Source organism: Enterococcus sp. DIV0240d (assembly GCF_051711245.1).
In the GTDB taxonomy this organism is placed as follows: domain Bacteria; phylum Bacillota; class Bacilli; order Lactobacillales; family Enterococcaceae; genus Enterococcus_D; species Enterococcus_D casseliflavus.
The window spans coordinates 1-25,187 of the sequence record NZ_JBIOMG010000003.1 but is presented as its reverse complement, the minus strand read 5'-3'; the positions used below and the strand labels follow the sequence as shown (position 1 = coordinate 25,187).

At 46.1% G+C, this 25,187-nt stretch carries 19 protein-coding genes, 5 tRNA genes, 1 riboswitch and 1 other annotated feature; of the genes, 6 read left to right on the top strand and 18 right to left on the bottom strand.

Going from position 1 to position 25,187, the window contains the following annotated elements:
* Positions 1-2 precede the first annotated feature (2 nt).
* From IGJ25_RS16650 to IGJ25_RS16635, 4 genes are all read right to left on the bottom strand, one after another.
* On the bottom strand, positions 3-2,678 hold the full coding sequence (locus tag IGJ25_RS16650; protein WP_225001321.1) for an AAA family ATPase: 2,676 nt from the start codon (positions 2,676-2,678) through the stop codon (positions 3-5).
* Positions 2,675-3,865 carry a metallophosphoesterase family protein gene (locus IGJ25_RS16645; RefSeq protein WP_010749015.1) on the bottom strand — a complete coding sequence of 397 codons (1,191 nt, stop codon included), beginning with the start codon at positions 3,863-3,865 and terminating at the stop codon, positions 2,675-2,677. Before IGJ25_RS16645 ends, IGJ25_RS16650 begins: the two co-directional genes overlap by 4 nt.
* A gap of 193 nt (positions 3,866-4,058) precedes the next feature.
* Positions 4,059-4,400: a YlbF family regulator gene (locus tag IGJ25_RS16640; RefSeq protein WP_005227708.1), complete on the bottom strand. Its 342-nt coding sequence runs from the start codon at positions 4,398-4,400 to the stop codon at positions 4,059-4,061.
* A 70-nt stretch (positions 4,401-4,470) separates the two neighbouring features.
* Entirely contained in the window at positions 4,471-6,633 is a 2,163-nt protein-coding gene (locus tag IGJ25_RS16635; RefSeq protein ID WP_005227705.1) for a PBP1A family penicillin-binding protein, read from the bottom strand.
* 191 nt (positions 6,634-6,824) lie between these two features.
* Between IGJ25_RS16635 and IGJ25_RS16630 the strand changes: the two genes are divergently transcribed.
* A complete protein-coding gene (locus IGJ25_RS16630; RefSeq protein WP_438779479.1) occupies positions 6,825-7,679 on the top strand; it encodes an RluA family pseudouridine synthase in 855 nt (284 codons plus the stop codon).
* Between the two features lie 94 nt (positions 7,680-7,773).
* On the opposite strand, the gene IGJ25_RS16625 is transcribed toward IGJ25_RS16630, so the two are convergent.
* The 3 genes from IGJ25_RS16625 to IGJ25_RS16615 all read right to left on the bottom strand — a co-directional run bounded on the left by IGJ25_RS16625 (position 7,774) and on the right by IGJ25_RS16615 (position 11,428).
* The gene (locus IGJ25_RS16625; protein WP_081116950.1) at positions 7,774-8,796 is read right to left on the bottom strand and encodes a M23 family metallopeptidase; all 1,023 of its coding nucleotides are present in this window, start codon (positions 8,794-8,796) and stop codon (positions 7,774-7,776) included.
* Positions 8,797-8,992: 196 nt separating this feature from the next.
* On the bottom strand, positions 8,993-9,712 hold the full coding sequence (locus tag IGJ25_RS16620) for a pseudouridine synthase (protein ID WP_225001320.1): 720 nt from the start codon (positions 9,710-9,712) through the stop codon (positions 8,993-8,995).
* Between the two features lie 69 nt (positions 9,713-9,781).
* The gene (locus IGJ25_RS16615; RefSeq protein ID WP_015510492.1) at positions 9,782-11,428 is read right to left on the bottom strand and encodes a putative polysaccharide biosynthesis protein; all 1,647 of its coding nucleotides are present in this window, start codon (positions 11,426-11,428) and stop codon (positions 9,782-9,784) included.
* Between the two features lie 199 nt (positions 11,429-11,627).
* On the opposite strand from IGJ25_RS16615, the gene murE reads away from it, so the two are divergent.
* Entirely contained in the window at positions 11,628-13,148 is a 1,521-nt protein-coding gene (gene murE / locus IGJ25_RS16610) for a UDP-N-acetylmuramyl-tripeptide synthetase (protein ID WP_081116952.1), read from the top strand.
* A 71-nt stretch (positions 13,149-13,219) separates the two neighbouring features.
* Here the strand turns inward: murE and IGJ25_RS16605 are convergent, their stop codons facing one another.
* Complete coding sequence (locus tag IGJ25_RS16605; RefSeq protein ID WP_005227682.1) at positions 13,220-13,519, bottom strand: DUF5960 family protein; 300 nt, start codon at positions 13,517-13,519, stop codon at positions 13,220-13,222.
* Positions 13,520-13,739: 220 nt separating this feature from the next.
* Between IGJ25_RS16605 and IGJ25_RS16600 the strand changes: the two genes are divergently transcribed.
* Positions 13,740-13,970 carry a hypothetical protein gene (locus IGJ25_RS16600; protein ID WP_005227680.1) on the top strand — a complete coding sequence of 77 codons (231 nt, stop codon included), beginning with the start codon at positions 13,740-13,742 and terminating at the stop codon, positions 13,968-13,970.
* Positions 13,971-14,075: 105 nt separating this feature from the next.
* Here the strand turns inward: IGJ25_RS16600 and leuS are convergent, their stop codons facing one another.
* Together leuS and IGJ25_RS16590 are read right to left on the bottom strand one after the other, a co-directional pair.
* Entirely contained in the window at positions 14,076-16,490 is a 2,415-nt protein-coding gene (leuS, locus tag IGJ25_RS16595; RefSeq protein ID WP_438779478.1) for a leucine--tRNA ligase, read from the bottom strand.
* Between the two features lie 88 nt (positions 16,491-16,578).
* Positions 16,579-16,798, bottom strand: a binding site (T-box leader).
* Positions 16,799-16,840: 42 nt separating this feature from the next.
* A complete protein-coding gene (locus tag IGJ25_RS16590; RefSeq protein WP_081116953.1) occupies positions 16,841-18,538 on the bottom strand; it encodes a LysM peptidoglycan-binding domain-containing protein in 1,698 nt (565 codons plus the stop codon).
* A gap of 300 nt (positions 18,539-18,838) precedes the next feature.
* Between IGJ25_RS16590 and IGJ25_RS16585 the strand changes: the two genes are divergently transcribed.
* Genes IGJ25_RS16585 through IGJ25_RS16575 form a run of 3 tightly spaced genes read left to right on the top strand, consistent with a single transcriptional unit; the run spans position 18,839 to position 21,040 of the window.
* Positions 18,839-19,489: a phosphatase PAP2 family protein gene (locus IGJ25_RS16585; RefSeq protein WP_005227675.1), complete on the top strand. Its 651-nt coding sequence runs from the start codon at positions 18,839-18,841 to the stop codon at positions 19,487-19,489.
* A gap of 14 nt (positions 19,490-19,503) precedes the next feature.
* On the top strand, positions 19,504-20,487 hold the full coding sequence (locus IGJ25_RS16580) for a TIGR01212 family radical SAM protein (protein ID WP_081116954.1): 984 nt from the start codon (positions 19,504-19,506) through the stop codon (positions 20,485-20,487).
* Positions 20,462-21,040: a tRNA (mnm(5)s(2)U34)-methyltransferase gene (locus IGJ25_RS16575; RefSeq protein ID WP_034857576.1), complete on the top strand. Its 579-nt coding sequence runs from the start codon at positions 20,462-20,464 to the stop codon at positions 21,038-21,040. The genes IGJ25_RS16580 and IGJ25_RS16575 overlap by 26 nt, the downstream gene beginning before the upstream one ends.
* Before the next feature lie 24 nt (positions 21,041-21,064).
* Here the strand turns inward: IGJ25_RS16575 and IGJ25_RS16570 are convergent, their stop codons facing one another.
* From IGJ25_RS16570 to IGJ25_RS16535, 8 genes are all read right to left on the bottom strand, one after another.
* Positions 21,065-21,844 (bottom strand): alpha/beta hydrolase, encoded by a 780-nt coding sequence (locus IGJ25_RS16570; RefSeq protein WP_225001319.1) that lies wholly within the window; start codon positions 21,842-21,844, stop codon positions 21,065-21,067.
* Positions 21,845-21,866: 22 nt separating this feature from the next.
* Positions 21,867-23,324 carry an MDR family MFS transporter gene (locus IGJ25_RS16565; protein ID WP_016609940.1) on the bottom strand — a complete coding sequence of 486 codons (1,458 nt, stop codon included), beginning with the start codon at positions 23,322-23,324 and terminating at the stop codon, positions 21,867-21,869.
* Between the two features lie 66 nt (positions 23,325-23,390).
* Entirely contained in the window at positions 23,391-24,575 is a 1,185-nt protein-coding gene (gene metK / locus IGJ25_RS16560; RefSeq protein ID WP_115232893.1) for a methionine adenosyltransferase, read from the bottom strand.
* Positions 24,573-24,654, bottom strand: a riboswitch (SMK box riboswitch). Its footprint overlaps the gene before it by 3 nt.
* A 91-nt stretch (positions 24,655-24,745) precedes the next feature.
* Positions 24,746-24,817: transfer RNA gene (locus IGJ25_RS16555), tRNA-Glu, on the bottom strand.
* A gap of 15 nt (positions 24,818-24,832) precedes the next feature.
* A tRNA-Ile gene (locus IGJ25_RS16550) sits at positions 24,833-24,906 on the bottom strand.
* A gap of 16 nt (positions 24,907-24,922) precedes the next feature.
* Positions 24,923-24,993, bottom strand: a tRNA-Gly gene (locus IGJ25_RS16545).
* Between the two features lie 7 nt (positions 24,994-25,000).
* Positions 25,001-25,073, bottom strand: a tRNA-Phe gene (locus IGJ25_RS16540).
* 8 nt (positions 25,074-25,081) lie between these two features.
* Positions 25,082-25,155 (bottom strand) — tRNA-Asp (locus tag IGJ25_RS16535).
* Positions 25,156-25,187 lie beyond the last annotated feature (32 nt).

The following is a 25,187-nucleotide window of genomic DNA, read 5'->3' as shown; positions in this document are numbered from 1 at the left end:
GATCAGCCAAATCTTTCACTTCCTTTACTCAGATCCTGGATAGGCTGCTGGTACTTCTGATAATAGCTTACCATTTCTTGGTCAGAAGACAAACAAATTACTTGATAACTTTGTCCAAACTCTTTTAATAGTGCTGCGAAGCGTTCCTTACGAACACTGTCATAATGCAACCAACCATCATCAATAATGATCGGGCACAACGGATGATTTTTTTGCAGCGCTAGATAACCGAAACGTAACGCCATGATCAACTGATCCTTCGTTCCTGTGGACAAGTCAATGATCGAAAAGGTCTCGCTGGCGTTTGCCGCTACTAACAGACCATTTTCCAGAAGAATCTTTTGATAACGTCCGTTTGAAAGCTGTTCAAAATAAGTCGAAGCGGCTGACAATAGCTGCGGCAATTGCTGTTCTGACAATTCAGTCGTGACATCCGTCAAAATTGAAGCCGCCAACTGACGACTGCCCCATGCCACAGCGAGTTCTTCAATGACCGCCTTCAGCTCACTTTCTTCTTGATAAAGCTGATTCAAGGTGCCGTTTTTTTGACTGGCTGCTGCTTCTAATTCCAAGCGTTGTTTGTGCTCCGTCAACTGCTGCATTTGTGCCTGAAGCTGTGTTTGCTGCTGCTTGATCTGGTCTTTTTGCTGCAGCAATTCTGCTTGCGTGACTGGTTTGGGATAGATCGGTGTTAACATCCCCGCCAATTCTTCTGCTCGCTGCTGCGTGCGCTGCGCTGCTTCCCATTGCTTCAACCAGAGGCTGATTTCTGCAGGGTGATCTAACCCTTGCTGCTGCAAGAGCGCACTGGCTTGGGCAAACAGCTGGTCGCGTTCGTTGCGGGTACGGGTCAATTGTTGGGCCAGTAACGTGCTAGGTTGTTGCAACCGCGAAAGCTTGATCGTTTGCATCTCTTCATGAAACTTCTGCAACATCGCCGCTTTTTCTAACAAGGTTTTGTTTTGCAGCGGCAGCCACTCCGCATACGGGCGGAATTGCTCCTCAAAGGGGGCCAATTCTTCCGTGACCGCTTGCCGTTCTTGATAGGCTTGCTTGCGCTGCTGCGAGTAGGCTTGATAGCTAGCAACATCTTCATCATAGGCCAATAGATACGACTGCCAGTTTTCCACCGGCAAATCACCAAAAAAGGGTGTCAACGCTTGGTGGGCACGGCTGATCTGCTGCTGCTTTTGCTGCTGTTCATTTTCCAGCTGTGCCAACTCTTCGCCCAGCAGATCCAGCTTCATGAGGACCGTCTGCCATTCTTGCTTGATGCCTTGCTGCTTGTTTGGTGCTGCTTTCATCAGCGGCAAAATACTGCCGATGATCGCTACGATCCCCGCACCTAATGCAAGCCAGCGCCACGGACTTGGCAAAAAGATACCGATCACTGCGACTAGCCCACCGACGATCCCTAGCGGCCATAGTGGGCGAGAAACGGGCTTGCGGCCAATCAATTGAGGATGCTGCTGTTCTAAGCGGGCCGCGGTGGCTTGCAAAGGTTGCGCTTTTTCTTCTAAATGCCTCATGCGCTTTTCGAGCTCTTCTAACTGCACACGTTCTTGCAGTAAACGTGTGGTTTGTTCATGGATCGAAGCCGTTACTAGCGGCGGCGATTCTCTACTCCACTGGCGCTTTTCAATCAAGCGATTCAACTCTGTGATGGCGACAGTTTCTTGTTGATTGGCTGCTACTTCACGATCTGCCAAACGCGCCATCGTCACTTGCTGCTGCAGCAAGTGATTGATCTGATGCTCGTGATCAAGGTAAAAGAAATACTTGTCTGATTCTTTTCCTTGCTCCAACTGATCTAATTCGGCTTCTTTTTTGCGAATTTCTTCCGTCAGCTGCTGATACTGCTGATAAAACTGTTTGATGGCTTGGACTTGCTGAGGATCGGCTAGCGTATCTGCTGGTGCCATTTGCTGCCACTCTTCATAAAGGCCCCAGTGACTCAGCTGTTGCTGATTTTCCTGATAAGCGTCATTCAATGCTTGATACTGGTGCCGCAAGTCTTGGATCTGTTCTTGCAGCTGGGCGATCTGTTGATACTGCTGTTGGATGCGGCTTTCTTCGCTTTCTTTTTCCGCAATCGTTTTTTGCAGTTTTTCTAATTGTTTTAACGCTTGGTTCAAAGGCAGCTTTTGCCCTCGTGGCTTGTATTGCTGCTGATTGGTGGTTTCATATTGCGCCACTTGCTGCAGCATTTTTTGACTGCCGCTGATCCCTAGAGAAATCAACGCTTGGTGCAGCTCATTTTCTTCTAGCTTATCGATCTGGGTCAATTGCTCTTGCTGAAAAGTAAAGACATCGAAGAACAATGCTCGATTGAGGGGCTGCAGGTGTTGTGCCAGCCATTGCTCATCGACCGTCTGGCCAGCGACATGGACTTTGGCACGACCACGGTCCACTTGCCGATAGCGTTCCACGATCACTTCGCCGAAGGGTTCCAGCGCCAACCATAACTTGCCACCGTAAGCAGCACCGTTTTTGGGGGTATAGTCTTTTTTCTTGGCTGTCTTTTTCGAAAAGCCAAACAAAATGGCGGCAATAAATTGATACAACGTCGATTTTCCGATCTCGTTGTGCCCAAAGAGCAGCTGATTTTGCGGATGAAAGGCAAAGCTTTGTTCATGGTATTTCCCAAAACCGGTAATCTCTGCTTTTAAAATTCTCATGACTGCTCCTCCCATTGAAAGTCGTCTTTCAACAATTGCTTGGCTTGCTGCAAGACTTCTTCTTGAAATGATTCATGGGTGATCCCCCGCTGGATCAGTGGATGCTGCAATAGATCCGACAATCGATCCGCAAACATCTCTGGCGACTCATACATCGCTAAAAACTGCAGCATATAATCTTCTGATACCGCCAATGCGATCTTGTCTTCATTGGCTTGCTCGACTTCAAGGGCATAGATCACTTGCAGCGGCTCTGTTTGTGCCAACCGTTCATTGAGGTAGGTCAGCCATTCATTTTTTTCCGCAGCTGGAAACCAATCTGGCGGCAGCTGCTGCACATCGGTCAACACCAGATGCAGCAAGCGCGAACGAGGACTTTTTAAGCGCTCGATGATCGCTGGCAATACGGCATTCGAGGCAGTCACATCCGCTAAGGAGACCACTTGCTTTTGCCAAGCGATCTCTGCGATCTCCAAGCGCTCGATCGTTGGTCCCTGCGGCGTTAAGTCTGCCAAAATCACCCCAGTCGCCTGTTCTTTCTTGGTCTTTCCTTGAGGTGTACCTGGATAGAGAATCGGTGGCTGCTCTGAGAGCGTCTTAGGTACATGGATGTGCCCCAAGCCCCAATAATCATAGCCTTTTTGCTTCATTTCACTGATTGAAAAGGGGGCATACCGTTCACCAGCTTGGTCCCCGTGGTAAAGCCCGATATGGTAATCCACCGCTGCTCTTGCAGGAAATTCTGTTACTTTATTTTCAGTAATCCAAGGATGTTGGTAGCTAAATCCACTGATTGCATAGGTTTCACCGTTTTTCGTTGTTCCTTGAACCGTTTGAACTTCTTCTGATGAAAAGAGAATGACGTTTTCTGGAAAAGCAAACCAATACCGTTGCGGATCATAATAATCATGGTTGCCGAAAATCATATAGACAGGGATCTGTGCTTCCCCTAGTCGTTGCAGTTGGGCAAAAAAGTCATGCTGCACTTTTAGACTCGGCCGTGCTTGATGGAATGTATCCCCAGCCAGCAAAACAAAATCGACCGCTTTTTCTAAGGCAACATCCACCAAATTACGGATGATTTTTTGATTGATGGCAGGGAGTTGGGTCTTCACTTTTTCAGATAACAAATGAACCCCTTCAAATGACCGGTCGATATGCAGGTCTGCACTATGTAAAAATCGCATTTCTTTCTCCCTCCTTAATGCTTCTATCATAACATTTCTCAGGCATTTCGTCAGCAAAATACGAAAATTTGTTCGCCTTTTTCATAAAAAAAACCAAAGAAGCGATTTTGAAACTTCTTTGGAAAAGGCTCTTGCAGTTGCAGCCGATTGCTCTGAAGATTCACTTGCTTCTTTGGTCTTTGTTTGTTGGCGATTACGCTTCGTATAGATCTCTTACAGGACCCATGATGATGCGGTTCAAGTCATTGGCTACTAAGCTGAAGGCTTGCTCTTTTTGCATCAAGTCAGAAACAATGCCGTCTTGTTGAATTTTTTGCGATAATTCTTGGGCTTTTTGCGCTTCTTCTTCTGTCATTTCTTCGCCAGCCATCATTTTTTGTTGCAGGCTTTGTTGCAACTCTTGAAACTCTTTGAATAACGCATACGCTTCTTCATTTGCTTTCAAGCGGTCGAAAGAACCTTTCAAATCTTGAAACTGTTCTGACTCGCGTAATTCACGTTCTAATTGGTTTGCTGTATCATAAATATTTGCCATTTTGACGCCTCCTCTTTTTTTCTAGTATACCATTCTTCTCAGGTTCTAGACTAGCAGTTGCCTAATTCCTTTAATTTCCGCTGATGGAATTCCACAAGCCGCCAAACAGTTCTTTCGTTCCTTCTTTGATCTTGCTGCCGAATTCCTTCATACCTTCTTTGGCGCTTTCGGCAAAGTCATCGATGGTTTTCTGCCAATCATTGCCATTTTGTGACGTACTGCTCTCAGGATCTGGTACTTCATCGGCTGCCATCAATTTTCCACCTGTCCAATAAGCGTCTGCAACTTGGAATTGGGTGCCTTGACTATAAGGCAGTAAGCTTTCGGCCTCTGCTTTGAATATTTTCCCAACGACTTGTCCGCTAGTTCCCGTTAAGTAATGATCTTCACTCACATGTTCAAATCCTAGCCAGGTTGAAAGAACCATATCAGGGGTATAGCCGACGATCCATTGGTCATTGACCTTAGAAGCATCAAAGTTGGTCTCTGTCGTACCCGTCTTACCGGCGATCGTAAAGCCGTACGGACTGGCACTAACACCCGTCCCGTTAGAAAAGGTGCCCAGCATCATGCTCGTCATTTTATCAGCGGTCTCTTTAGAAATCACCCGTTTGCCTTGCACAGACGTATTGTCAACGATCACGGCACCAGTTGAATCAACGATTTTGGTGATCAAATGCGGTTTGTAGTAATACCCGCCATTTGCGAAAACGCCATACGCTGCTGCCATCGTCATGGGTGATTCCCCTTTTTCCAAACCACCTAATGCTAAGCCATAATATTTGTCGGATTCGGTCAAGGAAAGTCCAAACTCTTGTGCTTTGCTGTACCCACGATCTAAGCCGATCTCATGCAACAGCCAAACTGCTGGCAGATTCAGGCTTTGGGCGAGGGCTTGATACATGACTGCTTCGCCAGCATAGGTCCCATCAAAGTTTTGAGCATCATAAAAATCGAGGGGCTCGTCTTTCAGGATACTGTCGGGTTCAAACCCAGCTTCTAGGGCAGGGGCGAAGACGCTGATCGGTTTGATCGTGGAGCCTGGTGAACGTTTCATTTGCGTGGCAAAATTAAAGCCTCTAAAGACGTGCTCGCCACGACGACCCACCACCGCTTGCACCCCACCGGTATTCGGATCAAGTGCGACAGAGCCTGATTGCACCATCGTGCCATCAGCGGCATTTTCAGGGAACAAGGCATCGTTTTTATAGGCAGCTTCCATTTGCGCTTGGTAGTTTTGATCCAGTGCTGTATAGATCTTGTAGCCGCGATTCATGACATCATCGGCGTCCAACCCATAGGATTCGGCTTCATCGATGACCGCATCGAAATAATAAGGATACTTATAGCCAGATTCTGAATTGCCAAATCCATCATACAGTAAATTAGCTAAGGCAACTTGTGATTCTTGGTCAGCAACGGACTGGTCCAACTTGCCGTTATCCACCATCAAACTCAAGACGGTATCGCGACGGTTCGTGGCGTTTTCCAGATTGTCGATCGGGTTATAGATCGAAGGACCTTTGAGCATCCCCACCAACGTCGCAGCTTCTCCCACGCTTAGTTCAGAAGCATTGACACCGAAATATTTTAGCGAGGCATCTTGAATGCCCCAAACCCCGTTACCAAAATAGGAACTGTTCAAATACATTTCCAAAATCTCATCTTTAGAATATTTCTTCTCGATCTCGATCGCTAAGAAAAGCTCCTTGGCTTTTCGACTAAAGGTTTGATCCAAGGACAGATAGGCATTTTTGGCAAGCTGCTGGGTGATGGTACTTCCCCCACCGCCTTCGGCACTGCGGTTGACCAGCATGCGCAGGGCTGCTCGAGCGATCCCCTTGATATCAAACCCGTGGTGATTATAGAAGTTGCGGTCTTCGGTTGAGATCAAGGCGTTGACCACATCACTGGAAATGGCATCAAGAGAAACGTACGTGCCTTTTTGCGAGTACAACTGCCCTGCTTCATCGCCATTGGCATCAAAAATCACCGTCGATTCTTTCAGACCTGACTCTAATTCACTGACTTTCGTATTTTTAGCGATATAAAACAAATACCCGCTCATGATTAAGATAGCAACTAAACTAAGTAAAATAAAAATTTTATTTACGTGGTATTTTTTCCAAACCCGCTTGCGCCATTGATGAAATTGCTGCAAATACGGTTTTAACCAGCGCCAAAAGGTCAGCCAACCGGTCTTTATTTTGTGAAGGATGTGTTTCCAATCCATTACTTCACGCTCCTTTGGTTAAGTGTAGCATAAATGACTTTCTTTGTTATACGGCTCTAGACGTAATTTCATTCGAAAAGAATGCTTTATTATTCTAGCATTGAATGCTCTGTTTTTTATTGTTTTTTTTATAAGAAAAGCTTAAAGATGCTATAATAGTCGGTAGCTAACAGCAAAGAAAGGACGTTTTTATGGAATACACCATGACTTTACCCAAAAATCACCCGCCCATGCCGCTTCGCGATTTGTTGGAACGGGAGTGGCTCGTCCCACGAAAAGTGCGCCATTTTCTGCGCACACGGAAAAATGTAATCGTCAATCAGCAGCCCGCGATGTTTCATCAAGAAGTTCGTGGCGGCGATCAAATCACTTTGATCATTGAAGACAGTGATTACAGCTATCAGCCGATCCAGTTAGGCCAAGCAGACAAAGTCAACGTACTTTTTGAAGATGAGCACTTATTGGTGCTGAACAAGCCTGCGGGGGTCAAGACGCACCCCAATCAGCCATTAGAAGCAGATACCCTATTGAATGATGCCGCTGCTTACCTTGCGCCGAAACAGCAGCAGCCTTATGTGGTCCATCGTCTAGACAAAGAAACCAGCGGTGTCGTTTTATTCGCAAAAAATCCTTTGGTGTTGCCGATCTTGGGTCGAATGTTGGAAAACAAACAGATTTTCCGCCGCTATCAAGCCACAGTTTGGGGTAAACTTACGCAAGATCAAACGATCACCAAAAAAATCGGTCGTGACCGTCATGATCGTCGCAAGCGAATCATTGACCCCCGCAACGGTCAGTCAGCCGTCACCCATGTAACCATCGCCCACACCCAACAAAAGACGACCGATGTGTATTGTGTGTTAGATACGGGGAGGACCCACCAAATTCGCGTCCACCTTGCCAGTATCGGTCATCCAGTCGTCGGTGACCCGCTTTACCAAAACAAACCAGCGCCGCGTTTGCTGCTGCATGGCTATGAATTGCATCTGGAGCATCCCTTTACCAAAGAACAGTTAGTGATCATCGCTCAACCGGGCTTGTGGTAAACAAAAAAAGCATGACGACTTGAGGAACCCCTCTTGTCAGTCATGCTTTTTGGTTTCAGATGTTTTTTTCAATGTTTCTACTCGGTGCTTCGGCTTATAGCGGTAAGTAAGCTGCTGGATCAACGAAATCTGACCACAACGTCTTACTCAATCCAAAGTGCAAATGGACGCCAGTCGAGTTTCCAGTCGTCCCCATCGTACCGACTTGCTCGCCGACTGCAACGGTTGCCCCCTTCGAGACACTGATAGCTGTTAAGTGAAAATAATACGAGTAAAAGCCGTTATCATGAGCCAAAATCACGTAATTCCCCGTGCTTGGACCATAACCAGCATCTTCTACCTGACCATCACGAGCGGCGACGATCTTCTCCCCCGCTTGACCTGTAAAGTCGATCCCATCATGCTGCGTCCCAGAAAAACCAGTTGGGTCAGCTCGAGTACCAAAACCGCTGGAGATCGACACGGCGCCCGTGATTGGCAGTGAAAATTCACTGGCTGCTGCTTTCTCTGCTGCTTCTTTGGCTTTTTGTTTTGCTTCTTCAGCGGCTTTTGCTTCTTTGTCCACTTTTTCTTGCAAGTCTTGTACTTGCGCTTGCGTTTGCTGCAGCTGCTCTTGTTGGCTCTGCAATTCTTCTTTTGCTGTTGCTAGTTGTTCTTTACTATGTACTAATTGGGCTTGCGTCAAGGTTTGGTACGAAGTGATTCGTTGCTGTTGGGCTTCTTTTTCCGCCAATTGTTGGTTCACTTCCCGTAAAGCCGCTTGTTGTTCACTAAACTTGCGTAGTTGTTGGATCGTGGCTTGTGGTCCGTCGACTACCGGGCTGCTTGGCGCTTGGCTTTCTTGATGCTGGGCTTTTTGGTCATTCAGAGCAGCGATCTGCGTTTGAACTTCCTGGCTTTCTTGTGCTAATTGGCTTAATTCTTCCTGATAATCCGCTAATTGACTTTCCAGCGCTGTGACTTTCTGTTGGCTAGTGGTGACTTCCTCTTCATACGTTGCAAGTTCTGCAGTCAAAACCGTCAGTTCCTCGGTGCTCTTCGTTTCAGCAGCATAACTGACAGCTGGCTGGAAAAGCGGCAACGTAAGGGCGAGCAATAAAAAAATCTTTTTCTTCAATGAGGCAACTCCTTCTTTTTTTTAGTAGCTTGGCTACTTTAACATGCTTATTCATGAAAAAAAAGAGGGTTTTTCCAACAGTTTAAAGTCTATTGTTGCAAATTTTCATGTAAATTACCTATAAAACGGGCTTTTTTTACAAATATTGCAGCCAAATAACAACTTTTATAAGAATTTCTTTAGCTCGCCAACCGCCTTATCCTCGCTCTTGCAGCTTCGCCAATTCCTCAGACGTTAATTCCCGATACTCGCCTAATGCCAAATCATCAGGCAAGGACAGGCCTCCCATGCGAATCCGTTTCAAATAAACGACTTCTTTTCCTACTGCATGGACCATCCGTTTGACTTGATGAAACTTGCCTTCATGGAGGATCAGTTTGATCTCGCTGCGCATTTCTTCTTCATCGACGTTGAGGATCTGCAACTCAGCCGGCAAAGTCCACTCGCCGTCTAATTTGATGCCTTTGGCAAAGATTTTTTGATCCTCCGCTGTCATGATTCCCTCGACTTGGGCATAATATTCTTTTTCCACATGCTTTTTAGGCGACAATAATTGATGCGCCAATCCGCCATCGTTCGTAATCAGCAAAAAGCCTTCGGTGTCTTTATCCAACCGTCCTACTGGAAACAGATCTTCGCGAAATGCTTCTTCAGAAAACAAATCTAAGACCGTCTCTTCATAGGAATCGACGGTTGCCGAAATCACGCCGGCGGGTTTATTCAGCAAATAATAAAACTGGCTTTGATAGGCGATGGGTTCCCCCTCAAAACAAACGGTATCTTGTGTTTCTTGTACTTGTGCTTTGTCACTTTTGATGACTTGTCCATTGACGGTCACGAGCCCTTTTTTGATCAACTGTTTCACTTCTTTGCGGGAGCCATGGCCCATATCCGCTAAAAACTTGTCTAAACGCATCGGTTTCTTCCTTTCATATAAAACAGCCGCCAAGGTCTCACAAAGGAGGCTCAGCGGCTGCTTCTGGTTTTATTTGATGTGTAATTTCTGGCGTAAACGTACCATTGATGAGCCGAGTAGTTTTTCAGCTAAACGCAATTTCAGCGCAATGTAGATGTATACACTGCCGCCGACTCCTGCTACTAGCAAGCTCAAGATAAAGGCTTGGACTTTTCTTTCAGAGCTCAAGACAAGCCCAAAGAGTTGGCGAGCGATCAACGCTGCGATCACCATAATGATCGTCATCGCGCCAATCAATAATGTCCGTCGCAACGTTAAGTTTACATTGAAATGGCCTTTGCGAATCATTTTGCGAATATTTAACCAGCAGACGATCCCTAAGGCAATCGTGGTAGAAACCAATGGTCCATAGACTTGGAACAAACGAATCGCTGGATACTGCAAGATCACTTTCACCAGTAACCCTACAAAGAAGAAAACAACCGCTTCTTTGTTGTGGTACATCCCTTGCAGCATACTCGAACTAAGCATAAACAAGCCCAAGACCAGACCAGACAGACAGGCAGCGACTAAGACGCTCGCCCCTAACGCATCTGGACGATAAAACAAGGTGTATAGAGGATAAGACAGTACGATCATCCCAAAAGTCGCTGGAAACATTACAAAGGAATACAATTGCAAGTTGTTGCTGATCAATTTGGCTAAGTTCTTTTTGTCTTTTTTGGCGACTGCTTCACTGATCAAAGGCAGTCCCGTTGAAGCCATGGAAGTAGCTAATCCGATAACCACCATCGTCAGCTTATCAGGGTTGCTGCCGAAAATCGCCATTAGTTCTAAGAGCTGATCATTTGAAAATTCGGTAAAACTGCTCATCATTCGAACAAAGGTGTACTGATCCACCAATTTTAAAATCGTGATCCCTGAGCCTACGATAATAAAAGGGATCGCTTCTTTGATGGTCGCTAAAACCAATTCTTTGGTTTGCAGCACCGTTTCTTCTTTGCTCATATCGACTAAAACATCCATCCGCACCCGCTGCTTTTGGAAGTAATAGCCTAATACCAAAATGCTGGCTAAGACACCGATAAAGGCGGCAAAGGTCGATTGCGTCACGGCTGCCGTGTATTCGCCTTCGATGACCCGCATAATGATGAAGGTCGCTAAAAGCATATAACAGACACGAGCGATTTGTTCAACGACTTGCGAGATCGCAAAAGGTTTCATGTCTTGGTTTCCTTGGAAATACCCTCGCATGACACTCATACAAGGAAAAACCAATAAAGCAATACTCAATGAGCGCATCGCAGGAATCAATTCTGCGCCTCCGCCTGAAGCCGTTGCCAACCATGGGGCTGCCAAATACATGATTCCAGCGGTCACCACGCCAAAACCTGCCATCAATTGAAACGCTCTTAAAAAGAGCTTCTGGCTCGTGCGGTATTCTTGGCGAGAATTGTAAAAAGAAATCTGTTTGGCAATTGCTGAAGGGATCCCCGCAGTGGAGATCATTAAAAATAAGGCGTAAACATTATAGCCCATTCCAAACAACGCATTTGCTTTATCCGCATTTGCGCCCATCCAATAATACCAGGGTAAAATGTAAATGGCGCCAAGCAAACGTGAGCCGATATTTCCCATCGTCATCCAAGCAGATCCTTGAGCCATTTTTTCTTGTGTAGTTAATTCTTTTGACACTGAACGCATGTGTTTATCCATCGCCATTATCTCCAACTTTCTACAAACATATCCCTTCCATTTTAATTCGAAAAAGGGTTGGTCGCAATCTATTTTTGCAACATCTTAAAGTTTCTTCAAAATAAGGAGAAAAAAAAGAAAACTTTTCCCTCCCAAACGGCGGTTTTTAGGAGTTATGCTATAATAAGAGAAATCTTTAGAGGAATGAAGGAGAACAACGATGCAAAAGGAACTCATTACCGTGCCACAGATCCGCAAGCTCTTATTGCAGGAAAACCTATTGAAAGAAATCATCACCCCCACTGATTGGGTTTATACCGTGCCGCAAGAAATGACTGATCTTGCCTTTACCTCATTAAGCTACGACTCGCGAACAGCCGATGCGGCGACGCTTTTTTTCTGTAAAGGGGCTTCTTTTAAAGAAAGCTACCTGGCTGCCGCCATTGACCAAGGGATTCAGTGCTACATTTCCGAAACGCCCTATGACAACTTTGCAACTTATGGAATCATCGTCACCGACATTCGAGAAACGATGGCAGTGATCGCTCAAGCGTTTTATGGCCATCCTCAAGAACAGCTGGTGACCATCGGCATCACTGGAACAAAAGGCAAAACCAGCTGCGCCTATTTTGCTCGGGCGATTTTAGCAGAATCGACGGGTCAAAAAGTAGCATTCTTTTCATCTGAGGAAAACTCAGTCGACGGAAAAACCTTTAATGAAGCAGTGTTGACGACCCCCGAAACACTGGATCTTTATAAGATGATGGCCGAGGCTGTCGCAAACGGCATGACCCATCTTGTGATGGAGGTTTCTTCCCAAGCCTATAAAACCAAACGGGTCGCCGGTATTACCTTTGATATTGGCGCGTTCTTAAATATTTCGCCTGATCACATTGGACCAGTGGAACATCCAACTTATGACGATTACCTTTACTGCAAACGGGAACTGATCCGCAACAGCAAACAGATGATTTTAAATCGCCAAAGCGATCACTACCACTTGCTACGAGAAACTTGTGAAGTCCATCAAGTTCCTTATATTACCTACGGACGTTCAGACGCCGATTATGTCGTCCAAGAAGGGACAGATCTAAAAGGCTTTGCGCTGTCAGCTGCTTCTGATGTCTTGCAAGTCTCTGGTGAATATCAACTGGGGATTTTAGGTTCTTTCAACCATGAGAACGCTGCAGCTGCGATTTTAGCTGCCTGCTTAGCGGGTGCCTCTCGTGAGGACGCTCAGAAAGTCCTGCCGACAGTGATCATCCCTGGACGAATGATCGTTTTAGAAAAAGAAAATGGTGCAGTCATGATCGTTGACTATGCCCACAATTACCTTAGCTTCCAATCATTAAGTGAACTTGCCCGCCAATTGCGCCCAGAAGGCCGCCTGCTTTTTGTCACTGGCAGTGCTGGCGGCAAAGCCCAATCTCGCCGAGCAGATATGGGACGAGCGCTAGGAGAATATGCGGACAAAGTCTACCTGACCAGCGATGATCCTGATTTTGAAGAAGCAGCTGCGATCGCAAAAGAAATCGCAGCTGCAATCACCAATCCTGAAGTCGCCATCATTCATGAGATGGATCGGGCTCAAGCCGTCAAATCAGCGATTGCTGAAGCAGACAGTAAGGATATCGTGATTATTGCGGGCAAAGGCGCCGAACAATACTTGAAAGTCGCTGGAAAAAAAGTCCCTTACATCGGTGACTTGACCTTAGCGCAGCAGCAAGCCAAACACCAATAGCAACAAGTTGCCTCAACAAAAAAACTTTCAGATGATTTAACAGATCATCTGAAAGCTTTTTTTCTGCGTGACTAAGGTTGTTCGTCTTCGTAAGTCTCATAGACATAGGGTGCGCCATCATAACGGAATTCTGTTGAAATGGCGGCGTCAAGGTCTTCGGTAAACATTCGTTTGCTGAAAGGAAACAAAAAGACTTGCCCTTCTTTGGCATCTTCGGCTGCTAAACGGTAAAACAGCTCTTCTTCTGTTAATTGTTGATTCAACTGTTCCAAGACATCGGCAGTGACTGCCTCTTCCTCATAGCCAGGTTTGGCAATCCGTGCATAATCTTCAAAAAAAGCCGACTGGCCTTCAAATGATTGATACTCCATGTAAGTCCCCTCTTTCTTTTCTCTTACTTTATTATACGAGAGTCCGTGAGGATCAGCGAATAATATGATCGGTCTACAGGGGAATTTTTACTCTTCTGGTGCTTAAATATGTCAGAAATATTTCAAGTGTATTACGAATCAATTATTTGACAAAATCAGATTGAACACGCATCCAAATTTTGTATAATGATACATAGAGACTATAAAAGGGGCAAATGTAATGAACAACGCAAAGAAAAAAATTTTCGTCGGTACTGGTGCTGCAATTGGTTTTGTCGCAATCGTTGCTATGATGGCTCAGTTCATGATTTCCAATCATCTATTTGGCGGAAGTGATGCTTCATCAGAAATTTTCACTCGCGCTACGTATCCAAACGGCTTTCTACTAGTGATCTTGATTCCATTGGTCGCAACAGCCGCTTTGTTCTATGGGATCATTCGCAAAAAATAACAAAAAAGTGTTGCTGAGAACTACTCAGTAACACTTTTTTTCTTTGTCGTCACCAAAAAGCTGCCTAACAGACCCTCGATCTGCTAGGCAGCTATTTTTTAGCGTTTAGTTTGCAACGATATTGACCAATTTGTTCGGTACGACGATCACTTTACGGATCGTTTTTCCTTGGAGCTGTTCTTGGACAAGTTCGTTTTCTTGTGCCAATTGTTCAAGCACTGCTTTTTCGGCATCCGCTGGCACCATTGCTTTGGCGCGAACTTTGCCGTTGACTTGAAAGACGACTTCGATCTCGTCTTCCACTAGGGCACTTTCGTCATAGGTTGGCCATGGCACATAAGAGATCCCATGGTCATTCCCGAGGATCGACCATAGCTCTTCCCCGATATGCGGTGCGATCGGAGCCAATAGCTGCACAAATCCTTCGACATATTCGTAAGGCAAGGCATCGGCTTTGTACGCTTCATTGACAAAGACCATCAATTGGGAAATCGCCGTATTGAAGTGCAGCTGCTCAAAATCTTCCGTCACTTTCTTAACGGTTTGATGGTAAACTTTCGACAATTTGCCATCGTTGAATGTCGTGATGCGGTCACGCATTTTGCCATTTTCATCGACGATCAAGCGCCACACACGATCCAAGAATTTACGACTGCCTTCAAGACCATTCTCATTCCAAGCGATCGATGCATCCAATGGTCCCATAAACATTTCATATAGACGCAAAGTATCCGCACCGTATTGATTGATGACATCATCTGGATTGACGACGTTGCCGCGGGATTTTGACATTTTTTCATTGTTTTCCCCAAGGATCATCCCTTGGTTGAACAATTTTTCAAATGGTTCTTTCGTTGGCACGACACCGATATCATACAAGAATTTATGCCAGAAGCGAGCATAAAGCAAGTGCAAGACAGCGTGCTCTGCGCCACCGATATAAATATCGACTGGCATCCAGCGTTTCAATTTGTCGTAGTCTGCCAAAACAGACTTATTATGAGGATCGATAAAGCGCAAGAAATACCATGAGCTTCCAGCCCATTGCGGCATCGTATTGGTTTCACGACGTCCTTTTTTCCCGGTTTCAGGGTCAGTGACATTGACCCAATCTGTGACATTGGCTAATGGCGATTCACCAGTACCGCTTGGTTTGATATTGTCGGTTTTTGGCAAACGCAACGGCAGCTGATCTTCAGGAAGCGTCGTAGTCGTACCATCTTCCCAATGGATGATTGGGATTGGCTCTCCCCAATACCGTTGGCGAGAGAACAACCAATCGCGAAGACGATAGCTGACTTCTTTTTTCCCAACGTGTTTTTCTTCCAACCATGCGACCATTTTTTCGATGGCTGTCTCTTTGTCTAGCCCATCCAAAAAGTCTGAATTGATATGCAGTCCATCTTCGGTATAGGCAGATTCTTCCACGTTGCCCCCTGCCAATACAGGAATGATCTCTAAGCCAAATGTTTTGGCAAATTCGTGGTCACGTTCGTCATGGGCAGGAACCGCCATGATCGCACCTGTTCCATAAGAAGCCAAAACATAATCGGCGATCCAAATCGGGATCTCTTTGCCATTCACGGGATTGATGGCATAGGCACCTGTGAAGACACCAGTTTTTTCTTTGGCCAAATCTGTTCGGTTCAAATCAGATTTTTTCGACGCTTCTTCTACATAGGCATCAATGGCTGCTTTTTGTTCTGGTGTAGTGATTTGGGCCACTAGCTCATGTTCTGGCGCCAATACGGCGTAGGTCGCACCAAACAAGGTATCTGGGCGAGTCGTAAAGACGGTAAAGTCTTTTTCCATCCCTGCCACTTTAAACGTAACGTTGGCTCCGACCGAACGTCCGATCCAATTGCGTTGCATTTCTTTGATGCTTTCTGGCCAATCAACTTCTTCAAGATCGTCCAACAAACGATCAGCATACGCCGTGATTTTAAGCATCCATTGGCGCATCGGTTTGCGGATCACATCGTAGCCGCCCCGTTCGCTTTTGCCGTCAATGACTTCTTCATTGGCGATCACGGTCCCAAGCTCTGGTACCCAGTTTACTGGAACTTCGGCTTCATAAGCTAACCCTTTTTCATAAAGCTTGGTAAAGATCCATTGTGTCCACTTGTAGTACTCGGGATCTGTCGTATTGATTTCACGATTCCAGTCATAGCTGAATCCTAGCGCATTGATTTGACGGCGGAAGGTCTCAATATTTTTCTTCGTGAATTCCGCTGGATCATTTCCAGTGTCTAGTGCATATTGTTCGGCAGGCAGACCAAAGGCATCCCAGCCCATTGGGTGCAGTACATTGTACCCTTGGCTGCGTTTGAAGCGACTCAAGATATCCGTAGCTGTATAGCCTTCTGGATGTCCGACATGTAATCCTTGTCCAGATGGATATGGGAACATATCTAGCGCATAAAATTTTGGTTTGTCCGGCTCATCATGGGTGTTGAATTCATTTTTCTTTGCCCAATATTTTTGCCATTTTTTTTCGATTTCTTTGTGATTGTAATTCACGATGGACTCCTCCTAAAAAAATTGGTGTTTTGCTCGTCAAATCAACCAGCAAAACTTAAAAAAAGTCCTATAAAAATCGCTATGATTTTTATAGGACGTTATCAACGTGGTACCACCTAAGTTTATCTGCTCCTCAAAAAAGCAGACCTCGATGTTTTAACGGCCATCGCCGTATCTGCCTAGCCAAATCAGGTTCAGTCAGATATCACTCGAAGACGAGTTCGAAAGGTGTGCTGTGCATTTCCACCAACCATGCACTCTCTAAAAGTCCCACCGTACTTCTACTATTCCTTCTCAAACGTGAAAGTTTCTTTGCACTTATCCTAACAAAAATCATTAGGAATAGCAATCTATTTTACCCTAACTGTTTGTCCTGGGTAAATAAAGTTATTTTGAATATTGTTCCATTGGATAAATTGATCCGTCGTGATGCCGAACTTATCTGCGATCCCCCAAACAGAATCCCCCGATGCGACCTTGTACGTACCATTTGTCGCTGAAGTGCTGGTAGTAGCTGCCGTGCCGCCTTGCTTGACGACCACCTTTTGTCCTGGATAGATAAAATCATTTTTGATGTTGTTCCAGCTGCGGAATTGGTCCATCGAAATCCCGTGTTTATTGGCAACTGACCAGACTGAATCACCAGAAGCCACCGTATAGGTGTTGCCTGCAGCACTGCTGCTGGTTTGGCTGCTGACGGTCGTGCTCGTCGTTGTACTTGTACGGGTAGAACTACCGCTGACAACCACCTTTTGACCTGGATAAACATAGTCGTTTTTAATATTGTTCAAGCTGCGGAACTGATCCATCGAGATGCCATGCTTGTTAGCGATCGACCAGACTGAATCGCCAGCTGCCACCGTGTAGGTGCCGCCACTGCTTTGGCTAGCCGTTGATGCCGTGCTGACGGTCGTAGTACTGCTGGTATTCGTAGACGAACCACCGCTAACGACAACTTTTTGCCCTGGATAGACAAAATCATTTTTGATGTTGTTCAAACTGCGAAATTGATCCATCGAAATGCCATGCTTATTGGCGATCGACCAAACGGAATCACCAGAAACTACGGTGTAGGTATTGCCTGATGTAGTTGCTGAAGCATTGCGATTGACGATCGATACCGTTGAAGTTGCCGAAGTACTTTGGGCGCTGCCGTTGACTTTCAAGGTTTGTCCTGGATAAACAAAATCGTTTTTGATATTGTTCAAACTGCGCAACTGATCCATGGAGATGCCATGTTTGTTGGCGATCGACCAGACTGAGTCCCCCGAAGCGACTGTATAGGTTTGACTACCGCTCGTGCTGACAGCTGATGTCGTGGTCGTCGTACTCGTTGAAGCACTGGCTGTGGCGCCACCACCGGCATTGCCAGAAGCTGGCGTGTCATATTTCGTCAACCCAAATTGCTGGATCACGGCATTCAGTGAAGAGGCATAGTTTGGTGCAGTCGCATAACGGCCTGCTAGCCATGCGGTTGCATCAAGATATGAAGTCGTATTGCTTTTCCAAGCGCCAGAATAATAAGCGACACCGCTTTGTAAAGAAGTTGAGCGTAAAGTACGTGCGTTATCTTCAAATGATTGCGTGTAAGATGGGTAACGCTTAAAGGGTTCATTCATAGTCAACCATTGGTTGTTCAAATATTCTAAGGTACTCATATAAACGGTTTGACCGTTATAGCTGCCTTTGATTCCGAAAAGATTGTAATTCGGTGCTTTTGATAAGCTGCTTCGGCCCCAACCACTTTCTAAAATGGCTTGCGCGATCATCACAGAAGCATATAGATCGTTGGCGTTTGCCACAGGTTGGGCGTACGTAGCGATTTCAGCAATAAACGCGGAAGTATTCGGCGCGGCAAAATTGCTAGTAGAAACTTGGGCGATCGAGGTCTCTACGGCTTCTGCTTGAACCGATGACACCAATGGAGCTACAACAGAGCAAGCAGTCAGTGTTGTTCCTAAAACAACTGCACTTTTTTTGATCACTCGATACTTATCGCCCGATTGGTCTGCTTGACGATGTACTTTTCTTGATTGACTCGTGTTCATGTCCGTTATTCCTCCGTTTTTTCCTTATAGTGAACGTAGGTTTAGTATACAATTTCTTAAGAATTTATAAAAGGTATTTGAGCCGATTTCAGAAACTGTAAACTCTTTGTAATCAAACGAACATTTATTGCAATGAAGCAATTGGCCTGCTCCCGATAAACGTATCGCTTGCTCAGACGAGTAACCCCCTGCTCGTTCCCTGCTTTTTCCGACTTGTGATAAATGCTATAATACCTTCTAGATGTCTCTTTGACTTAATGACAATAATTGACAGAAATTCTCTAGAAACGAGGCTTATCCATGCATAAAAAACTTTATTTTCAATTTGCGGGCAGTTGCTTTTTACTGCTGTTCGTTTTTCTCGGCTATGTCGTGAAATTTTACCCTACTTGGTTGGTCTCCTTTGACGAAACCTTGACTCGCATCATCCGCAGCGGCTACCCGTTTTGGACACCGTTTTTTCTATGGGTCACAAAATTTGCGAATCCTACCACGATCATCTTGCTCTTTCTCGCTGTTTTAGCTGTCTTAGTGATCAACAAGTATTATGCTGAAGCTATATGGCTCAGTATTGGTACCATCGGGATTGCTGGGCTCTTTAATCCATTGATCAAACTGGTCTTTTTACGGGAGCGCCCAACTCTTGAACACTTAGTCACGGAATCAAGTTTCAGTTTCCCCAGTGGACACTCGACGGGCAGTATGATTTTTTATGGAACCTTACTCTTCTTGGTCCCAGTTTTCTTTAAGCAGCCTTTTTGGCAATGGGGCATCCGCCTTTTGCTGGGCCTTTTGATTGGCTGCATCGGCATCAGCCGTATTTATGTTGGTGTGCATTTCCCCAGTGATGTGTTAGGCGGTTTTTGTGTTGGCCTGTCTTGGCTGCTGTTGACCTATCCGTACTACTTGCAAAAACGCTTTGTCTGGCGCTTCACGCGTAAACAATTATAAAAGAAGGTAAAAAAATGAATCCATTTCCTTATGCAGAAGATAAAAACAAACGATACCATTCGTGGAACTTTGCTTTGCGGCAAGAATTTGGCGAAAAAATCTTTAAAGTCCCCATCGATGCGGGCTTCGACTGCCCCAATCGTGACGGCACCGTTGCCAAAGGCGGCTGTACATTTTGCAGTGTGTCCGGTTCTGGCGATATGATCGTAGCTCCTGAAGCCCCACTGCCAGAGCAGTTTGAAAAAGAGATCGCCATGATGCACAAAAAGTGGCCGCAAGTGGACAAATACATTGTCTATTTTCAAAACTTTACGAACACCCACGCACCGGTGGCAGTGATCCGCGAGCGCTTCGAGCAAGTGCTGACACTACCTGGTGTTGTCGGGATCTCCATCGGGACCCGACCAGACTGCTTACCAGCAGATGTCGTTGACTATCTAGCAGAGCTCAATCAACGCTTTTATTTATGGGTCGAATTAGGACTGCAAACGACGTTTGAAACCACGAGCAATGCCATCAACCGCGCCCATGATTATCAAACTTACTTAGACGGAGTCGCCAGCCTGCGCAAACACAATATTCGTGTCTGTACCCATTTGATCAATGGCCTGCCAGGCGAGACGATCGAGATGATGCAAGAAAATGTCCGCCGCACCATTCAAGATTCTGATATCCAAGGCATCAAACTGCACCTGCTGCATTTGATGCGCAATACTCGGATGCTGCGGGATTATCATGAAGGACGTTTGCAATTGATGCGGCGCGATACCTATGTGTCATTGATCTGCGATCAGTTAGAAATGATCCCCCCAGAGATCATCATTCATCGCTTGACAGGCGATGCACCATGGGATTCTCTGGTAGGTCCAATGTGGAGTTTGAAAAAATGGGAAGTCTTGAATGAGATCGATCAAGAAATGCTGCGCCGCAACTCCTATCAAGGAAAATTCAACGTGCGAAAGGAGCCTGTCAATGCTGCCGACCGCCATGCGCTATAGCCACACCCTTTTAAAAGAAGTTCTGCAACCGGGACAAACCGCTGTTGATGCCACGATGGGCAACGGCTTCGACACGGAATTACTGGCTTCCTTAGTTGGCCCAACTGGTCAGGTGTTTGCGTTTGATATTCAAGAACAAGCCCTGCAAGCTACCAAAAAGCGGTTGGCTGAAAAAGAGCTGTTGGCGCAAGTCCAGCTGATCCATCAAGGCCATGAGACGTTGGCAGATGTTGTGAGTGGTCCGGTTCACGCCGCCATTTTCAATTTAGGCTACTTGCCGAAAGGGGACAAAGCGATCATCACGCTGCCTGATACAACGAAAACGGCTTTAGAAGCTTTACTGACACGTTTAGCCCCGAAAGGTAGAATCATCCTCGTCTGCTATTATGGACACGCTGGCGGCGAAGCAGAGCTGAAAGAAGTACACTCCTTTTGTCAGCAGCTGCCGCAAGAGGCATTCAATGTCCTTTCCTATCAATTTATCAATCAGCGCAACCAACCGCCGATCTTATTTTGTATCGAACGAAAAAACCATCAGTCCTCGGCACGTTAAGGTGTCGATCGACTGATGGTTTTTTTATTCACTAAAAAGCCATTGCAGGACTCGTTGGATCCATTGATCCCAGAAATTCCAATCATGATCCCCAGTTCCCGATTCAAACGTTACGGCTAGTTTGCGTTTTTGCAGCTTATCCACCGCATATTCACTTGCCGGATACAGCTGATCCTCGGTTCCGCAGCTAATAAAAAAGCGCGGCGCTGTGCTTGGATCGATGGTCTCAATCAGATGGATCAAATCATTTTCTGACTCTTTGAATTGCTCTAATGGTCCAAAAATTCCTTCCCAATAAGCTTGGCTTCGCAGCTGCAGCAAGGAATCCATGCTTTCAGCCAGCGCTAATGCCCCAGACAAAGACGCTACCGCCGCAAACTGGTCAGGCTTTCTCAGCCCGAGTTTTACTGCCCCATAGCCCCCCATCGAAAGCCCAGCCGCAAAAGTTTTTTCTCGTTTTTGCGTCAGCTGAGGAAACAGCTCATGGCAAATCTGTGGTAATTCTTCGGCGATAAAAGTCCAATACTTCATCTCATAGGTCGTATCGGTATACCACCCCAGATCAGTAGACGGCATGATGACCGCTAGTTGATACTCTGCGGCATACCGCTCGATCGACGTCCGTCGCTGCCAGACACTATGATTTCCGTTCATCCCATGCAATAAATAAAGCACCGGGAGATCTGTGCCCGTCGATTGGCTTTGCGTGCCGATTTTTTTCTTGGTACTTTGAGGCAAGATCACATCGATCATTACCTCCATTTCAAGAACATTTGAATAGATATTTGCTTGTAAAAAAGCCATACAATCACCTGCGATCCTTTTTTTATATTGTACCAGATTCTCGCGAAATCGTGCGGGTCAAACCAATCGCTAGCACAATAAGTAAAACACCGATCCCAAAAACCCAGTGTAGACCGCTATAAAGAATCTCCCGTAATTGCCCTAATAATGCGGTTGGCAGCTGGCGCGCAGCGGCTGGATCTACTAGCTGATTCATGACACTGCTATCATTGACTTGTGCCTGTGCTAAGCCTACGCTATTACTGGTGTTTAAAACGATACCGAAGACCGCTACCATGATGGTTTGCCCGATCGTTCGCAACAGGGTATTGAAAGAAGTCGCCACGCCGACTTGTGTGGGGCCAACGCTGGTTTGGGCAGTAACCGTACAAACCACCATCGTTGCCCCTAACCCGACGCCAGTAATAGAAGAAATGACCAAGAACAACCAGAATGAGGTCTGTGCCGGTGTCAAAAACAGCCACAAAGCACCGGTAGCCGTGATCAACAAGCTAACCGTCAAGACCCAGCTGACACTGTGCTGTGTCAACCAACGGCTGGCTAAGAAGGAGCCAATCATCCATAAAATCGACAACGGTGCCAACACAAGCCCGCCAATCCCCGCACTCATGCCTAAGACCCCTTGCATCCACATTGGGATATAAACATCGATCCCCATCAAGAAGCCGCTAGCCAAAGCTGCTACGATATTGACCACCACAAATAATTTTGAGTGAAACAGCTTCAGATCAATAATCGGATCTGCTGCTTTTTTCTCCACCCGAACGAAGCCGATGAACATAAGGACAGAAAAAACGAACAGACTGAGGACAGGCAGACTCACACCATAATCTCCCAGCAACTGGAAGCCTAGCAGGAGCCCTACTAGCGTCAACATCAACAAGAGACTGCCTGCATAATCAATGTTGACTGCAGCAAAGGCCTTTTTTTCTTCATGAAAATAAAACCAAATCAAGGCAATCAGCCCTAATCCAATGGGTACGTTGATAAAAAAGATCCAATGCCACCCGATCGTATCTACGATCAAGCCACCGGCTAAGGGACCAACGACACTGGCGATCCCCCAAGCCGTACTATTGAGCCCTAAGACTTTCGCCCGCTTTTCAACGGGATACAGGTCCGCAATGATCGTTAGGGCAACGGGCATCATGGCCCCTGCGCCTAATCCTTGCAACGCTCTGGCAATGATCAACGTCAACATCGTGTTGGCCATCCCACAAAACGCCGACCCGATAATAAACAGCAACGTCCCAAATAAAAAGACTGGTTTGCGGCCGATATTATCGGCAAACTTGCCGTAGATCGGGGTCAACATCGCACTGGTCAAAAGATAGATCGAGAAGACCCAGTTCATGATCTCGATCCCTTTCAATGAACTGACGATGGTAGGCATCGCTGTCGTAATGATCGTTCCTTCGATTGCGGTCATAAACGTTGCGACAAAGACCGCAATGGTGACTAATTTTACATTGGTTCGCATATAACTCCTCCTTTTACTCCAAAAAAAAGAACCTCTATTGATAGTCATCAATAGAGGTCGCCTCTTTTAATCCTTCACACTTGCCAAAAGTGCCGACACCTTGTCGGTGCGTTCCCATGGCAAATCGATATCTGTACGACCGAAATGTCCGTAAGCGGCAGTCTGACGATAAATCGGACGGCGCAAATCTAACATTTCAATAATTCCTGCTGGTCGCAAATCAAAGTTTTCCCGTACCGCTTGGATCAAGCGCTCGTTGCTGACGGTTCCTGTACCAAAAGTGTTGATGCTGATCGAAACGGGCTGTGCCACACCGATCGCATAGGCTAATTGTACTTCCACTTTTTTGGCTAGCTTTGCTGCTACGATGTTTTTGGCAATGTAGCGAGCCGCATAGCTGGCTGAACGGTCAACTTTGGTTGCATCTTTTCCAGAAAACGCACCGCCGCCATGACGTGCATAGCCGCCATAAGTATCAACGATGATTTTTCTGCCAGTCAAACCGGCATCCCCTTGAGGACCGCCGATCACAAAACGACCAGTAGGATTGATATAATATTTTGTCTGCTCGTCTAAAAGATCGGCAGGGATCACTTCTTTGATCACTTTTTCGATGACATCACGGTGGATCGTTTCATTATCAGCCGCATCATCATGCTGGGTACTAATAACGACGGTGTCCACTCTTTGTGGTTGATCGTTATCATCATATTCAACGGTTACTTGTGATTTTGCATCTGGACGCAAGTAGCTTAGTTCGTTGTTTTTACGCAACTCTGCTAAGCGACGTACCAGCCGATGGCTCAACGCGATCGGTAAAGGCATCAATTCAGGTGTTTCATCAACGGCAAAACCAAACATCAAGCCTTGGTCGCCGGCACCGATATCTTCTTTATCCGTTTCTCCACGACTTTCTAAAGCATCGTCAACGCCTTGAGCGATATCTGGTGATTGCTCATCGATCGCTACCAAAACAGCAACCGTATCGCCGTCAAAGCCGAATTTTGCTCGTGTATAGCCGATTTCTTTGATGGTTTCTCGGACGACTTTTTGAATATCTACATAAGCAGAAGTAGAAATTTCTCCAAAGACTAAAACCAATCCGGTAGTAACTGACGTTTCGCAAGCGACCCGTGCCATTGGATCTTCGGCAAGCAACGCATCTAAGATGGCATCACTGATTTGGTCGGCTACTTTGTCTGGGTGTCCTTCTGAAACGGACTCTGATGTAAATAAGTGTTTCTCTGTCATTTTTGTATTCCCCCTAATATATGTTTCGGTTACAAGGCATCTTCGCAGCTGCGAATCCTTTCGGGAACTTGCAACGGACTGATTATAACAAATTTTGACTGCTCATGCTTGAAAAAATGATAAAAAGATCATTTTTGGGCAATAAAAAAACACTCTCAAGAGTGTTTGCATGATCCGTACGGGATTCGAACCCGTGTTACCGCCGTGAAAGGGCGGTGTCTTAACCGCTTGACCAACGGACCAGTTTAAAAATGTAATGGGCCTAAATGGACTCGAACCATCGACCTCACGCTTATCAGGCGTGCGCTCTAACCAGCTGAGCTATAGGCCCCAAATAAAAAATGCAAAGCGGGTGACGAGAATCGAACTCGCGACAACAGCTTGGAAGGCTGTAGTTTTACCACTAAACTACACCCGCATTCCTATGGCGCGGGACAGAATCGAACTGCCGACACATGGAGCTTCAATCCATTGCTCTACCAACTGAGCTACCGAGCCAAAAACAACGGTCTGGACGGGACTCGAACCCGCGACCTCCTGCGTGACAGGCAGGCATTCTAACCAACTGAACTACCAAACCAGAAGCTTTGTATTGCTGCTTTGCCGTTAAAC